This window comes from Demequina litorisediminis, from assembly GCF_030161615.1.
Lineage (GTDB): Bacteria > Actinomycetota > Actinomycetes > Actinomycetales > Demequinaceae > Demequina > Demequina litorisediminis.
On sequence record NZ_BSUN01000001.1, the window covers coordinates 1,035,989 to 1,049,073 of the forward strand.

A 13,085-nucleotide genomic window follows, 5' to 3' on the forward strand; every position below is an offset into this window, starting at 1 on the left:
CACCCCAACGTTTTACGGGGCATACGCGTCGATACTGCGAAGAACCGTGAAGAGGGCGGCGAGCGGAGGACCTGATGGCCCAGTGGCGGGACACCATGGAGCAGTTGGTGCGCGATCGTGAACGCGCCCTGCTGTCCTATGCGTACCTGGTGTGTGGCGACGCCGTCCAGGCGCAGGACCTTGTCCAGGATGCGCTGGTGCGCACCTTTTCTCGTGAGCGCCCCGGCCTCACGTCACTCAAGGCCGAGGGCTACGTGCGCCGCGCCATCACCTCGTCCTACGTGGACGGCTATCGACGCCAACAGCGCTGGCAAAGGGTGCAGCACCTCTTCAAGCCCGATGCGGTGGCGCCGGACCGATTCGGCCAGGTGGAGGCGGGGTCCGACGTGACCGATGCCTTGGCCACCCTGCCACCGCGGGTGAGGGCGTGCGTGGTGCTGAGGTTCTTCGACGACCTGACGGTGCCCCAGATCGGGCGTCACCGGCATCGCGCCGGGCACTGTGAAGCGCTACCTCAGCGATGGGCTGGGGCAGGGAGTTGGCCCTGGGGCCGCTCGAGGACGCGACCGTCGAGGACCGGCGAGCCGCCGATGAAAGGACAGGGCTGTGAGGCTGAACGATGCACTCAGGGGCGCCGCCGACCAGGCGCCCATCGATGGGGTGACGGTCTCGACCGCGGATGCCAGGCGGAGGGTGTCGCGGCGGCGTGCGCTGCGGCTGGGCTCCAACGGACTCGTGGGGGCGGGCGCCGTGGCGATCCTCGGCGTGGGCGCGCTGTCCCCGGTGTTCGCCGCCTCCGGGGCCTACGACTCGCTGGAGCCCGCCATGGCCTCCGGCGGGGCTCGTGAGGAGTTGGGCTCGATGGCGGACAGCGGCGGTGACATGGCCGGCTCCGCAGAGGGCTTCGCGGCCGATGGCATGCTCGCGTCGCCGTGGGCGTGCGGCAGCGAATTCTCTGCCGACGACCCCGCGTGGGCCTACGGCGACACCTCCGGAGTCACGTTCGAGGTGGGCGAGGCCGTGGCGTCCGACGGCGCCTACGAGATCGAGCGCAACCTCACCGCGAACCGCCCTGTGGATCTCCTTACCGGCGGCGACTACGTCATCACGTGGAACGGCATCATCGTGGGCTCGTATCTGGAGGCCGACCCGCTGGTCTACGGTCCCGCAGACGAGCCGTCCCTGCCCGAGGGTGCGGTGTACGAGCGCCTTGACCCCGCGACCGACTTCTCCTCGCTCCAGTCGTGGCAGATTGTCGAGCCGGTGAACTGCTGGGACGGCACCGCGCTGCCCGCGGGCGACTACGAGGTCCACCTGGCCCAGACGCTGGCGTATCCCGGTGACGCAGACGGCGATGTTCCTGCCAGCACCCCGACGCCCTCTGACGTCGCCACGGACGTGCCGAGCGAAGACTCGAGCACTACGGACAATGCGGATGCCGGCGCTCACGCAGGCATGGACGCCGAGATCTTCCGCGTCGCGGCGGAGCCCGTGACGTTCACGGTCGACGGCGAGCCCGTGGATGACCCGTTCGGTGCCTACCTCGGCGGCACGGAGCCCGAGCCGCTGCCCGAGCCGACGACTTCTGCGTCACCGGGCGAGCCCGAGCCGCTGCCGAGCGAGACCACCGAGCCGTCTCTTCCGGAGCCCCAGAAGCCGCTGACGGACGGGGCGTTGACGCCGGACATCGCGCAGCAACTGTTCGAGTCCTCCGCCGTCGACGGCGGCTGGGACATGGCCGCAGGCTCGCACCGGTGGCTGATGAGCAACGCGACGGGCCAGGCCTACTGGGGCTGCGCATGGGATGACACCGACGCCAAGTTCCCCGGCCGGAGCCTCCACCATGGATCTGCTCGACCTTGAGGTGACGGCGCCGTCCTCGCTGTCGGTGAGTTACGGCTTCGTGGTGGACGGCAACCCCGAGGTCACGTCGCGCGTCACCAACGTGTCCGCCTATGACATCGTCAACTTCTGGGGGCACCAGCCGCAGCCTGTACCTGGCGCGTGACGGCAAGATCGTGGCGGAGGCCTACCCCGAGACCACGGACCGTGCGAGTGAGTACGGGATCATGCGGGCCGAGGAACTGGCGGCCGACGGCGCCGACCTCCTCATCGCTCCCGACTCCGAGACGGGGCTGCTCGCCTCGGGCGACAGCGTGGGCGGCACGTACCTGTGGCGTGACGTGACCCGGTGCGACGGCCTGGGTGCGAACGTCGAGCCGGGCACGTACACCCTGGTGACGTCGACCAACCTGTACCTCTCGAGCCTACGACCTCACCGCGTACGAGGACACCGCCTACGAGGACACCGCGGGAGACGCGATCCTGCCCGAGGTGATGCCACTGGTGCCGGAGACGCCCGTGCTCGAGTCGGGTGTCGCTCGCTCCGACAGCGAGGCCGCGACGGACGCCGCGGTGGCGCCGGTGGACGAGTCCTGGGTGGACCTCACTCTGTGGAAGTCGCTGGGATCTGTGACGGTGCGGTGACACCTTCGGGAAACGCCCACACGCCCAACTCGTTGCCGCTGACGTCCATGAAGTGCAGACGGAAGCCACCGGGGAACTCGAAGATGTCACGGGTGAGCGTGCCACCGGCGGCGAGAATCGCCTCACGCGTGGAGAAGAGGTCGCGTGTGAACAGCACCACCAAAAGAGTGCCGCGGGCGACCTCTCCCACCTGGGTGAGGCCGCCGGCCTCGCGCCCGTCGGCCGTGACGATGCCCCGATAGCCGGGGCCGTACTCGGTGAAACGCCACCCGAGGGCGTCGCGGTAGAAGCGCTCTGCCGCGTCGATGTCGAGGGCAGGGATCTCGATGTAGTCGAAGGTGTGGTGGGAATGGATGGAGTCGCGGTCCGCCATGATCCGCATCGTGGCGGCGGCCTCCGCCACCGTCAATAACCGCGTGACGAAGCCGTCACCTCACCGCGCGTAGGCGGGACCCGCCGTGGCCGATGCCGAGGCCGCCGTGGGTCCCGCTCCCGCTGTCACGGTGACGGTCACCACGGCGCCGATGGCGCTGCACGAGGCCAGGCCGATGCCGTTGCGGCTCGCGGCCTCGCTCGCCTGAGCGCATCCCACGGCCTCGGCATCGCCGCCCTTGGCTTCCGCCTCGCGTGCGGCGAGTGCTCCCGCGAGAGCGGCGGCATCCGCCACGTGACGGGCGCGGGAGGCATCCACGAGTGCGCTGGCCACCCCGAGTCCGAGGGCGACGAGGGCGACCATCGCCACGAGCACCGCGACCATGACGACGGTGGCGGAGCCCGCGTCACGGGCGGGTCGTCTCCGCGCTGGCGGCGTCGTCACCGTTGCTCCTTCACTGTTGTTCCTTCACTGCTGCTCCTGCGCGACGGCGCTCGCCGTGACCGCGGGAAGCCAGGCGGGCCCGTCGAGGCTCGACGGTCGCCGTCACCCAGCCGCCGCCGGAACTGAAGCCGACCGTCGCATCGGCCGCCCGAGAGGCGACGACGGCGCGCGCCTCCTCGTGGCCGTCCACGGCTGCCTCCCGCGCCGCGACTCCGGCGAGGTCCGTGGCCGTGAGGTGGGTGAGAGCCCAGGTCAGGGTGGCCAACATGAGGGCGAGGACGAGCACGGCGGCCGGGATCACCAGGGCCATCTCGGCCGTGACGGAGCCCCGGTCGCCGTGCCCGCGGCTCATCCGAACGCCGACCGGATCACGCCGAGCAACAGGCTCGCGCACCTCGTCCGAACGGATGATGGCGATGAGCAGCCCCGCGAACGCCGCGGCGGCCACCGTGACGAGCGCGTACTCCGTGGTCGCCATGCCGTCGTCCTCGCGCAACATCTGTGCGATGCGCCTCATGGTCCTCCCTTCCGCGAGGGACCTTCCCTCGCGGGCTCCAGCCTCCGGCCGGCACGAGCCCGCCTGCGCGGGGGCCCACGATCCTGGGGAGGACGCGCCCTAGGACGCCTGGCCTGGGGACAACGCCGCTCACAGGACACCGCCGAGGTCCGCCGACGCGATGACGGCAGCGATCAGCGGCACCACCCCCACCACGATGAACGCAGGCAGCAGGCACAAGGTGAGCGGCAGCGCGAGCGTGACGGACAGTTCTGCCGCCGCACGCTGGGACTGGCGACGCTCCTCACGCAGTTCGGCGTCGATCGCGACCGCGAGGGCAGGCGCTGCCGAGGCGCCAGCAAGCCGAGCCGCACGAAGCGCACGCCTTACCGCCGCGGCGAGCGCGGAGGGCTTCTCCCGCGAGCCCTGTTCCCAGGCCTCGTCAAACGGAGCGCCGGCGGCGAGCCGTTCGCCCGCGATCCGCAGGCTCTCCCCATCACGTCCCACCGCCGCTCCCACACGCACGAGCGCACCCGCGACGTCCACGCCGGACGCGAGGACGGCATCGGTCAGGGCGAGCGTGATCGCTGTCGGGACCGCCTGCCGCGGAGGGTCGGCGCGTGCGAGAAGCGCACGGGTCCAGCGCCTTCCTATCCATGTGAGCACGGCGCCGATGGTCAGCAGCACCCAGCCCACCGGCTCCGTCGCCACGAGCCGGAGCGCGCCCGGATCGAGCAGGGCCGCCAGCCCCAGCCCAGCAAGCGGCAGCCAGGCAAGGACGCGCGCGCTCATGCGCGGTCCCGCGAGGGCCGCCTCACACGCATCGGCCGCCTCCCTCCGGGCGTGCACCACCACCAAGACACGGCGCAGCACACCCGCGAGCGGCATTCCCCCTCGCCCGCGAGGCGCACCGCCGCAGCGACCGCGTCGCCGAGGCCAGGGTCCTCGCGGAAGGCGGACGCCGCGGGGGCGCCGTCCGCGTCGACCTCCACCCCCGCCATGGCCCACGCGCGTTCGGGCGGCAGGCCGGCGTCGAGCATGGCCACCGCATCGGCGAGGGCGCGCGCGGGATCGTTGGCGACAGGCGCCGCTTGGCCCTCCGCGCTCGGGCCACGCCGCCGCCATCTACGCCACACGAAGACCCACCTCGATCTCGACGCCGAGCCGGGCCCCCAGGGCCTCCCACGCGGGCCCGGTGACCCACCTGCCCCGGTCCCACACGAGAGCGTCAACGGCGGTGAGGGAGGCATCGGCGGCCCGAGCGAGCGTGGCCACCCGTGTGACGCGCCGGGCATCACCGATCCGCTCCACGTGGACCACCGCATCGAACGCGATCGCCGCCTGCAACTCCACCGTGCGCTGGTCGAGTCCCGCGAGCGAGCCGAGCGCGACCAGGCGAGCGGGCGCATCGGCAGGCGAATTCGCATGCAAAGTCGCGAACCCTCCGCGGTGACCCGTATTGAACACGGAGAGCACCTCGCGGACCTCGGCTCCTCGGCACTCGCCGAGCACCACCCGGTCGGGCCGCATGCGCATCGCCTCCCGCACCAGGGTGGACAGCCCCACCGCCCCCGAGCCCTCGATATTGGCGCGCCGTTCCACGAGCCGCACCACATGCGGATGCGCGGGCGAGAGTTCCCCGCCTCCTCGATGATGAGAATTCTCTCGCCCGGATCGACGAGTGACAGGAGCGACGCCAGCAGGGTGGTCTTGCCGGAGCCCGTCGCGCCCGTGACCAGCACGGACAGGCGCCGCGCCACCATCGCGCGCAGCACCTGCCCGAGCGGGCCGGTCACCATTCCCGAGGCGACCAGGTCCTCCATGTCGAGCGCCCGCGCGCGCACCGATCTGAGCGAGATGGCAGCGCAGTCGGGGGCGAGGGGTGGCAGGACGGCATGCAGGCGGGTGCCGTCGGGCAGGCGCGCGTCCACCAAGGGAGCCGCGTCGTCAAGTCTGCGCCCGCCCGCCCCCGCCATCCTCACCGCGAGCGCACGGACAGCGTCGGCATCGGACAGGTCGACGGCCTCCCGCGCGAGGGCGCCACCGCTGTCGACCCAGGCATACCCGGGCTCTTGAACCAGTACATCGGTCACTCCGGGGCGCGCGAGCAGCGGCCCAAGCGGCCCCGCCCACGGCCGCTCGGCCTCCTCGTTGACTTCCATGCCGTGAGGCTGACACGGGCGCCGGAGGCGGCGCCCGCACGTGGCGACGGCGGTGGAGGACGGCCGATGCCGGGCAGACCTGGGGACGACGCACGGGCTCCGCGGCGCTCGCTCGGCGGCCCGGCCTGGCCCACGTCACAGCGTCCCGTTAGGCTGGTCCGATCAAGGAGGTGCCATGCCGCGCACGACCCGTCGCCCCTCGGCGGCGTTCTTCGATCTGGACAAGACGATCATTGCCACGAGTTCCTCGATGGCGTTCTCGCGGTCCTTCTACCAGGGAGGACTGATCACGAGGGCCGATGCGCTGCGCACCGCGTACGCGCAGTTCCTCTTCCTGGTGGGCGCGGCAGACGAACGCCAGACCAACCGGCTGCGCGACTCCCTGTCCGACCTCATCAAGGGGTGGGAGGTCGCCAAGGTCAAGCAGATCGTGAACGAGACCGTCCACGAGCACATCGATCCGGTGGTGTACGCCGAGGCCCTCGAACTGATCCAGCGCCATCACGCCAACGGCCGCGACGTGGTGATCGTCTCCGCCTCGGTGCGCGACATCGTCGAGCCCATCGCGCAGATCCTGGGAGCCGACCACGTCATCGCGTCGGAGCTCAAGGTCAAGAAGGGCTTCTACACCGGCGAGGTGAGCCTTCTACGCCTACGGCGAGGCCAAGGCCGATGCGATTCGCGCCCTCGCGGAGGAGCGCGGTTACGACCTGCGCCGCAGCCTACGCGTACTCCGATTCCATCACCGATGCCCCCATGCTCGATGCCGTCGGCCATGGCTTCACCGTCAACGCGGACCGCAACCTCCGCCGCGCTGCCATCCAGAACGGCTGGGGAAACCTGCGCTTCAAGCGGCCCGTGGAACTACGCGGCAAGCCCACGCCGCGCTCGACCGCCCTGGTCGTCGTGGCCGTTGCGGCGATCGCCGTGGGGCTCGCAATGCTGGGGCGTCGCAGCCGCCCGCGCGACGACGCCTGACGCCTGACGCATCGGCCCGCTGACGCCTCCGAAACGGTCCGCGCGCCCCTGACGGCGAGCGGACCTCGCGCGTGGTCAAGATCACCCCAACGTTTTGCACCGCTCGTACGTTGGGAAGGTCAAGAGCACAGGAACTTCACCGTGCGCCGGGCACCTGCCAGGGGTGGCGCGCGGGCGGGGAGAAAAGCGCCGAAAATCGGTGCGCGGCCACGTATCCTTGTGCCTCAACCCCACGATGGAGCAGCGGGCGCACGCATGCGCCGGGAGGAATGGGAGCCCCATGCATAAGGGCCTGATGGTCGTCGGCGCGATCGCGGTGGCGGGCGCGTCCGCAGCAGTGGGGTGGTACGGAGTCAAGTGGCTCGTCTCCTCCGATGGCGAGCCCGCTCCTGGCACCTCCGCCGTCGAGGCCTCGACCGTGTCGCTGTCCTACGACCTCGATGCCATCGAGTCCCAGGCGGCCGGCCTCTTCGAGCCCCCGCCTGCGGCGACACGTGGACCGGCGATGCCGCAGCGGCCAACGGCGTGAGCCCCGTGGTGGAGGTCGCGACGGCCGACGGTGCCGCGAGCGCCACCATGTCCTTCACGGTGGAGTCCTCGACCATCACCGCCTTCCTCGCCCAGCAGGGACAGGCTCATCGTCACCCGTGACGATGTGGTGGTCACGCCCGACTGGGGTAGTGAGTTTGTGCCGCAGGCTCTTCATGGCGACGTCCGAGGTACCTGCCGCGGGCAGCGGCTCGTACGACATCACCGGTGCGTCCCTGTGCGACGTCGCGGGCGAGCTCTCGGCCCTGTGGGATGACTTCGACTGGGACGGTGCCACTGACGAGGAGATCGCGGAACGCTACGAGGAGGTGGCCGCGTTCGAGGACGAGCACGCCACTCTCCCTGCTGGCGAGTACAAGGTCTACGCGTGGAGCCCCATCATCCAGGGGGAGCCCGCTGCGATCGCCCGCGCGCTGACCGAGGAGGGCCTCACGGACCTCTCGCTGCTGCAGTACACGGCGGGCTACTCCGGCATCGCCGATGACGAGCGCATCGCCCCGTACTGCGAGGAGTCGGAGACGCCCGATGGCGGCACCGAGAAGGCTCTGCGACGTTCCGCAGGACGTCCTGACCACAGTCCTTACGCGAGACGTGCCGGAGTCCTACGTGGTTGACGCCGCCCCGACGGTCGCGATTTCCGAGGCGTTCATTCACCGTCGAGTAGGCACGAGCGCCCTGGTAGTCACTGGGTGCCCGGTTTCCGCGGTTTCCGAGCACTCAACGACTCGCAGGAGCCAGCGTCACACGCTCTTGCGGCGGAACTCCGTGTGGCCGTGGGCGGCGCCGTTGTTGCGCATGCCGCCGGAGGACTCGGAGTGCGAGCCCGGGTGCTCGACCTGGCCGTCGTTGCCGACAGCGTTCGCCATCGCTGACTGAGGGTCACCGGCCTCGACGGCACTGGCGAAAGTCTCGGCCTCGTCCCCCTTGAGGGTCTTGACGAGCCTTGCCGTGGTGGAAGATCACCACCTCGCCTGTCGAGCGGGTGCGGTAGTCATATCCTTCAGCACTCATTTGGCCATCGTCACACGCTTAGGGCTTGAGCGCGCGGCGGAGGGCCGATGCCCGGCGTGGCGCGAGAACGTCAGGCCGGGTCTTCCTGCCCATCAGTCTCACGGGGCTCACCGTCACCGTGCGGCACGTCCTTACCGAGCGCATCGGTGTCCGTGGGGGGCGACGACGGGTCGTGGCGCTCGGCATCGCTGTCCACGGCCTTGTCGGTCAGGTCCTTGGCCTTGTCCTGGGTGGAATCGCTCATAGGTCCGATGCTCGCACCGCAGGGCCGGTCGCGCCACGCCAGTTCGCGGACCGCTGACGCGGGAATGCCCCGCACACACCCTCACTTTGAACCGGATCCGCCCGCGACACGCCGCGCGAGGCGCCCGCGGCGACACCCCCGCCCGGCGCGTCGCCGCGAATTTGGTTCAAAGTGGGGTCGGGGGAGGTGGTGACGGGGCGCAGCGAGAGGCCCCACGACACGGCATCAGGGGTTTTAGCAGGCATCCTTACAAACGTTTGGCGTAGGCGTGACCCGCGCCTACTCTGACGGCATGGTCAACGATGCCCAGACAAAGTCCCCTGCCCTCGAGAACCTGCACACCGAGAGCCGCTCCTTCCCCCCGTCGCTGGACTTCGCCTCGCAGGCGAACGCCCGCTCGGAGATGTACACGCGCGCAGCCGCGGACCGCCTGGGCTTTTGGCGCGACGAGGCTCAACGCCTCGCGTGGGACACGCCCTTCACCGAGACCCTCGACTGGTCCGACGCCCCCGTCGCCAGGTGGTTTGCCGACGGCACCCTGAACGCGTGCGACAACGCCGTGGACCGTCACGTACGCGAGGGCCGCGGCGATCGCGTCGCCTTCCACTTCGAGGGCGAGCCGGGCGACGCCCGCACACTGACCTATGCGGACATGCAGCGTGAGGTGTCGAAGGCTGCGAATGCCCTGGAGGGCATGGGCCTCACCAAGGGCGATCGGGTCGCCATCTACCTGCCCCAGATCCCCGAGGCAGTGATCTCGATGCTCGCGTGCGCACGCATCGGCGCCATCCACTCCGTGGTGTTCGGCGGCTTCTCCGCCGACTCGCTGCGCCAGCGCATCGACGACGCCGAGGCCAAGGCGGTGATCACGGCCGATGGCGGCAACCGCCGTGGCGCCCACCTCGCCCTCAAGCCGCTCGTCGACGCCGCCCTCGCCCCGAGCGAGGCCAACCCCACCGAGGCCGCCTCCGTGGAACACGTGCTAGTCGTGAAGCGCACCGGCCAGGACACTGCGTGGACCGAGGGACGCGACCTGTGGTGGCACGACGTGGTGGAGCCGGCATCGGCCACCCACACCCCCGTCATGGTGGAGGCCGAGCACCCGCTGTTCATCCTGTACACCTCGGGCACCACCGGAAAGCCGAAGGGGCTGTTCCACACCACCGGCGGCTACCTCACGGGCGCGGCGTACACGCATCGCGTGGTGTTCGACCTCAAGCCCGAGACGGACGTCTACTGGTGCTCGGCGGACGTGGGCTGGATCACCGGCCACAGCCTACATCGTCTACGGCCCGATGATTAACGGCGCCACCCAGGTGCTCTACGAGGGCGTGCCGAACGCGCCTCACGAGGGCCGCTGGTGGGAGATCATCGAGAAGTACAAGGTGTCAATCTTCTACACCGCCCCCACCGCCATCCGTACCTTCATGAAGTGGGGCGAGGCGATCCCCGCGAAGTTCGACCTGTCGAGCCTGCGCCTGCTGGGGTCGGTGGGCGAGCCCATCAACCCCGAGGCATGGATGTGGTTCCGTCGCGTCATCGGCGGCGACCGCTGCCCCATCGTCGACACGTGGTGGCAGACCGAAACCGGCTCCATCATGATCTCCCCGCTGCCGGGCGTGACGTCCACGAAGCCCGGCTCGGCGCAGGTGCCCCTGCCCGGCGTCAGCGCTGCCGTGGTGGACGACGACGCTCACGAGGTGGGGCCAGGGCGCGGCGGTTACCTGGTGCTGGACCAGCCGTGGCCGTCGATGCTGCGCGGCATCTGGGGTGACCGGGAGCGCTACGAGGACACGTACTGGAGCCGGTTTCGCGGCCTGTATTTCGCGGGAGACGGCGCCAAGCGCGATGCCGACGGGGACATCTGGCTCATGGGCCGCGTCGACGACGTGATGAACGTCTCCGGCCATCGGCTATCCACCACGGAGATCGAGCACGCGCTCGTGTCCCACCCGTGGGTGGCGGAGGCGGCCGTGGTGGGCGCCGCGGATGAGACTACGGGCCAGGCGGTCGTGGCGTTCGTGGTCGTGAAGTCCGATGGTGATGGCGCCCACGCCAGCGGCCACGAGGTCGCGGTCGCCCTGCGCGAGCAGGTGAAGAACCAGATCGGCGCGCTCGCGAAGCCGCGGACCATCCTGGTGGTCTCGGAGGTCCCGAAGACCCGCTCGGGCAAGATCATGCGTCGCCTGCTGCGCGACGTCGCCGAGCATCGGACGGTAGGCGACGTGACCACGCTCGCCGATTCCTCGGTGATGGACGCGATCCGCGACGGGTTGGAGACGGGCAAGGCCGATCAGGACTGACCCCTGATCACGCCCGGCCGATGCCGGCGCACCCCTTCGTGCGGAGGGTGCGCCGGCATCGGCGCTCGTGGGCCGGGACTTCGGTCGGGCTCGCACCGTGACGCGGCCCGTGTACGATGCTCCGAATACCCAGGCCGGACGCCGTCCGGCCTTTTGCTTTACCCCGAGAGAAAAGGAACGATGCCCCGTGTCCGAGGACGCGATGTGGATGACCCCGACGGCGCGCCAGCGCCTCCAAGACGAGCCTCGACGGTCTTGAGACCGCCTCCCGCGACGACGCGACCACGCGTGCACGCGTGGTCGAGCCTGCGTGACCTTCTCGCGAACGTGACGGTCAGCGAGATGCCCGATGACGGCCTCGTGGAGCCCGGAATGGCTGTGACCGTCACGTTCGACGACGACGGCTCGACCCTTGCCTTTGTGCTGGGCGACCGCACCATGCTTGCTGGAGACGCGGACATTGACCTGCCCGTCTACTCCCCCGCCTCGCCGCTGGGCACCGCCATCGCGGGCCTGTCTGTGGGCGACACTGCCGAGCCTCGCCGCACCCCAGGGCGCGCGCACCCTCACCATTACCCAGGCGCGACCCGTCGCCTGATCCCGCAGCCAGGGTCAGGCCCCGGCTCACACCCGGCGCCTCCCGGCTCACCACCGGAAAGGTTTGCCATGACCGACCTGCACCCCGAGCGAGCCCATCCTCGCCGAGGTCACCCACCGCAATCCCGCGGAGCCCGAGTTTCACCAGGCCGTCCACGAAGTTCTCGAGACGCTCGGCCCGGTGGTGAGCAAGCACCCCCAATACGCCGATGCCGAGGTGATCCGGCGCCTGTGCGAGCCGGAACGCCAGATCATCTTCCGGGTGCCGTGGGTGGACGATGCCGGCCAGATTCAGGTCAACCGTGGCTTCCGTGTGGAGTTCAGGCTCGGTCCTTGGCCCGTACAAGGGCGGCCTGCGCTTCCACCCGAGCGTCAGCCTCGGCACGGTGAAGTTCCTGGGGTTCGAACAGATCTTCAAGAACTCGCTCACCGGCATGCCGCTGGGTGGCGGCAAGGGCGGCTCTGACTTCAACCCGCGCGGCCGCTCGGACGCGGAGATCATGCGCTTCTGCCAGTCGTTCATGACGGAACTGCACCGGCACCTGGGCGAGTACACGGACGTGCCAGCCGGCGACATCGGCGTGGGCGGCCGCGAGCCTGGGCTACCTGTTTGGCCAGTACAAGCGCATCACGAACCGCTACGAGTCCGGCGTCCTGACCGGCAAGGGCCTGACCTGGGGCGGCTCGCAGGTGCGTACCGAGGCGACGGGCTTTGGTGCCGTGTACTTCGCGGACCGCATGCTGCGCAACGCGGGTCACGAGCCTGGAGGGCCAGCGCGTGGTGGTCTCGGGTTCGGGCAACGTCGCGATTCACGCCGTGCAGAAGGCGCAGGAGTTGGGCGCCGTGGTGGTTGCGGTGTCGGATTCCGATGGCTACGTGGTGCACGAGGGCGGGCTTGACCTCGGCGTTCTCAAGGACGTGAAGGCTCACCGAGCGGGAGCGGCTCGACGAGTACGCCCGTCGCACGGGTGCCCAGCACGTCTCGGGCGGGTCGGTCTGGGACGTGCCCGCGACGGTGGCGCTGCCGTGTGCCACGCAGAATGAGATCTCCGGCACTGCCGCGGCGACGATGGTGCGGCACGGCCTCATCGCCGTGGCGGAGGGCGCGAACATGCCGTCGACGCCCGAGGCGGTGGCGGTGTTCCGTGGCGCGGGAGTGTTGTTCGCGCCGGGCAAGGCCGCGAACGCCGGCGGCGTGGTCACCAGTTCGCTGGAGATGCAGCAGAACGCGTCGCGGGACTCGTGGACCTTCGAGCACACGGATGCACGACTGCGCGAGACGATGGCCACCATCCACGACACGTGCGTGGCGACGGCGGACGAGTACGACGCCCCCGGCGACTACGTGGTGGGCGCGAACATCGCGGGCTTCACCCGGGTGGCCGATGCGATGATCGCCTTCGGCGTCATCTAGGCATCGCAGGTGGGGGCCGCCTTCAT

General features: G+C 70.2%; 16 protein-coding genes and 4 pseudogenes. 9 read left to right on the plus strand and 11 right to left on the minus strand.

The annotated features are described in order from the left end of the window. The first annotated feature begins 74 nt into the window (after window positions 1-74). Genes QQK48_RS06370 through QQK48_RS06380 form a run of 3 tightly spaced genes read left to right on the plus strand, consistent with a single transcriptional unit; the run spans window position 75 to window position 2,008 of the window. Entirely contained in the window at window positions 75-848 is a 774-nt protein-coding gene (locus QQK48_RS06370) for a sigma factor (protein ID WP_284327865.1), read from the plus strand. Further along, on the plus strand, window positions 736-1,863 hold the full coding sequence (locus QQK48_RS06375) for a hypothetical protein (RefSeq protein WP_284327866.1): 1,128 nt from the start codon (window positions 736-738) through the stop codon (window positions 1,861-1,863). The genes QQK48_RS06370 and QQK48_RS06375 overlap by 113 nt, the downstream gene beginning before the upstream one ends. Continuing rightward, the gene (locus tag QQK48_RS06380) at window positions 1,844-2,008 is read left to right on the plus strand and encodes a hypothetical protein (protein WP_284327867.1); all 165 of its coding nucleotides are present in this window, start codon (window positions 1,844-1,846) and stop codon (window positions 2,006-2,008) included. Before QQK48_RS06375 ends, QQK48_RS06380 begins: the two co-directional genes overlap by 20 nt. 289 nt (window positions 2,009-2,297) lie before the next feature. Here QQK48_RS06380 and QQK48_RS06385 read toward each other — a convergent pair whose 3' ends face one another. From QQK48_RS06385 to QQK48_RS19440, 8 genes and pseudogenes are all read right to left on the minus strand, one after another. Continuing rightward, window positions 2,298-2,450: a hypothetical protein gene (locus QQK48_RS06385; RefSeq protein ID WP_284327868.1), complete on the minus strand. Its 153-nt coding sequence runs from the start codon at window positions 2,448-2,450 to the stop codon at window positions 2,298-2,300. Beyond that, window positions 2,447-2,890, minus strand: coding sequence for a VOC family protein (locus QQK48_RS06390; protein WP_284327869.1), 444 nt, complete (start codon window positions 2,888-2,890; stop codon window positions 2,447-2,449). The genes QQK48_RS06385 and QQK48_RS06390 overlap by 4 nt, the downstream gene beginning before the upstream one ends. 30 nt (window positions 2,891-2,920) lie before the next feature. Continuing rightward, window positions 2,921-3,304: a pilus assembly protein TadG-related protein gene (locus tag QQK48_RS06395; RefSeq protein ID WP_284327870.1), complete on the minus strand. Its 384-nt coding sequence runs from the start codon at window positions 3,302-3,304 to the stop codon at window positions 2,921-2,923. A 10-nt stretch (window positions 3,305-3,314) separates the two neighbouring features. Beyond that, window positions 3,315-3,821, minus strand: coding sequence for a DUF4244 domain-containing protein (locus QQK48_RS06400; protein WP_284327871.1), 507 nt, complete (start codon window positions 3,819-3,821; stop codon window positions 3,315-3,317). Window positions 3,822-3,950: 129 nt separating this feature from the next. Further along, window positions 3,951-4,592 (minus strand): type II secretion system F family protein, encoded by a 642-nt coding sequence (locus QQK48_RS06405; protein WP_284327873.1) that lies wholly within the window; start codon window positions 4,590-4,592, stop codon window positions 3,951-3,953. Next, entirely contained in the window at window positions 4,589-4,936 is a 348-nt protein-coding gene (locus QQK48_RS06410; protein WP_284327874.1) for a hypothetical protein, read from the minus strand. The genes QQK48_RS06405 and QQK48_RS06410 overlap by 4 nt, the downstream gene beginning before the upstream one ends. Continuing rightward, window positions 4,926-5,402 carry an ATPase, T2SS/T4P/T4SS family gene (locus tag QQK48_RS19435; protein WP_348523503.1) on the minus strand — a complete coding sequence of 159 codons (477 nt, stop codon included), beginning with the start codon at window positions 5,400-5,402 and terminating at the stop codon, window positions 4,926-4,928. Before QQK48_RS19435 ends, QQK48_RS06410 begins: the two co-directional genes overlap by 11 nt. A 101-nt stretch (window positions 5,403-5,503) precedes the next feature. Further along, window positions 5,504-5,962: pseudogene (locus QQK48_RS19440) on the minus strand (ATPase, T2SS/T4P/T4SS family); the annotation flags it as partial. Between the two features lie 175 nt (window positions 5,963-6,137). Here QQK48_RS19440 and QQK48_RS06420 point away from each other — a divergent pair. The 3 genes from QQK48_RS06420 (at window position 6,138) to QQK48_RS06430 (ending at window position 8,103) form a co-directional block, all read left to right on the plus strand. Then, window positions 6,138-6,947, plus strand: coding sequence for an HAD family hydrolase (locus QQK48_RS06420; RefSeq protein ID WP_348523504.1), 810 nt, complete (start codon window positions 6,138-6,140; stop codon window positions 6,945-6,947). Between the two features lie 273 nt (window positions 6,948-7,220). Further along, window positions 7,221-7,469, plus strand: a complete 249-nt coding sequence (locus tag QQK48_RS06425; protein WP_284327875.1) for a hypothetical protein — start codon at window positions 7,221-7,223, stop codon at window positions 7,467-7,469. A gap of 175 nt (window positions 7,470-7,644) precedes the next feature. After that, window positions 7,645-8,103, plus strand: coding sequence for a hypothetical protein (locus tag QQK48_RS06430; protein ID WP_284327876.1), 459 nt, complete (start codon window positions 7,645-7,647; stop codon window positions 8,101-8,103). A gap of 126 nt (window positions 8,104-8,229) precedes the next feature. Here the strand turns inward: QQK48_RS06430 and QQK48_RS06435 are convergent, their stop codons facing one another. The 3 genes from QQK48_RS06435 to QQK48_RS06445 all read right to left on the minus strand — a co-directional run bounded on the left by QQK48_RS06435 (window position 8,230) and on the right by QQK48_RS06445 (window position 8,744). Then, the gene (locus QQK48_RS06435) at window positions 8,230-8,355 is read right to left on the minus strand and encodes a hypothetical protein (RefSeq protein ID WP_284327877.1); all 126 of its coding nucleotides are present in this window, start codon (window positions 8,353-8,355) and stop codon (window positions 8,230-8,232) included. Window positions 8,356-8,368: 13 nt separating this feature from the next. Then, the gene (locus tag QQK48_RS06440) at window positions 8,369-8,500 is read right to left on the minus strand and encodes a hypothetical protein (protein ID WP_284327878.1); all 132 of its coding nucleotides are present in this window, start codon (window positions 8,498-8,500) and stop codon (window positions 8,369-8,371) included. A 70-nt stretch (window positions 8,501-8,570) separates the two neighbouring features. After that, on the minus strand, window positions 8,571-8,744 hold the full coding sequence (locus QQK48_RS06445; RefSeq protein ID WP_284327879.1) for a hypothetical protein: 174 nt from the start codon (window positions 8,742-8,744) through the stop codon (window positions 8,571-8,573). Window positions 8,745-9,036: 292 nt separating this feature from the next. On the opposite strand from QQK48_RS06445, the pseudogene acs reads away from it, so the two are divergent. The 3 pseudogenes from acs (at window position 9,037) to gdhA (ending at window position 13,059) form a co-directional block, all read left to right on the plus strand. Beyond that, a pseudogene (gene acs / locus QQK48_RS06450) lies at window positions 9,037-11,047 on the plus strand (acetate--CoA ligase). Between the two features lie 342 nt (window positions 11,048-11,389). Continuing rightward, window positions 11,390-11,578, plus strand: a pseudogene (locus QQK48_RS06455) (GreA/GreB family elongation factor); the annotation flags it as partial. A gap of 163 nt (window positions 11,579-11,741) precedes the next feature. Continuing rightward, window positions 11,742-13,059 (plus strand): annotated as a pseudogene (gene gdhA, locus QQK48_RS06460) (NADP-specific glutamate dehydrogenase). The last annotated feature ends 26 nt before the right edge of the window (window positions 13,060-13,085 follow it).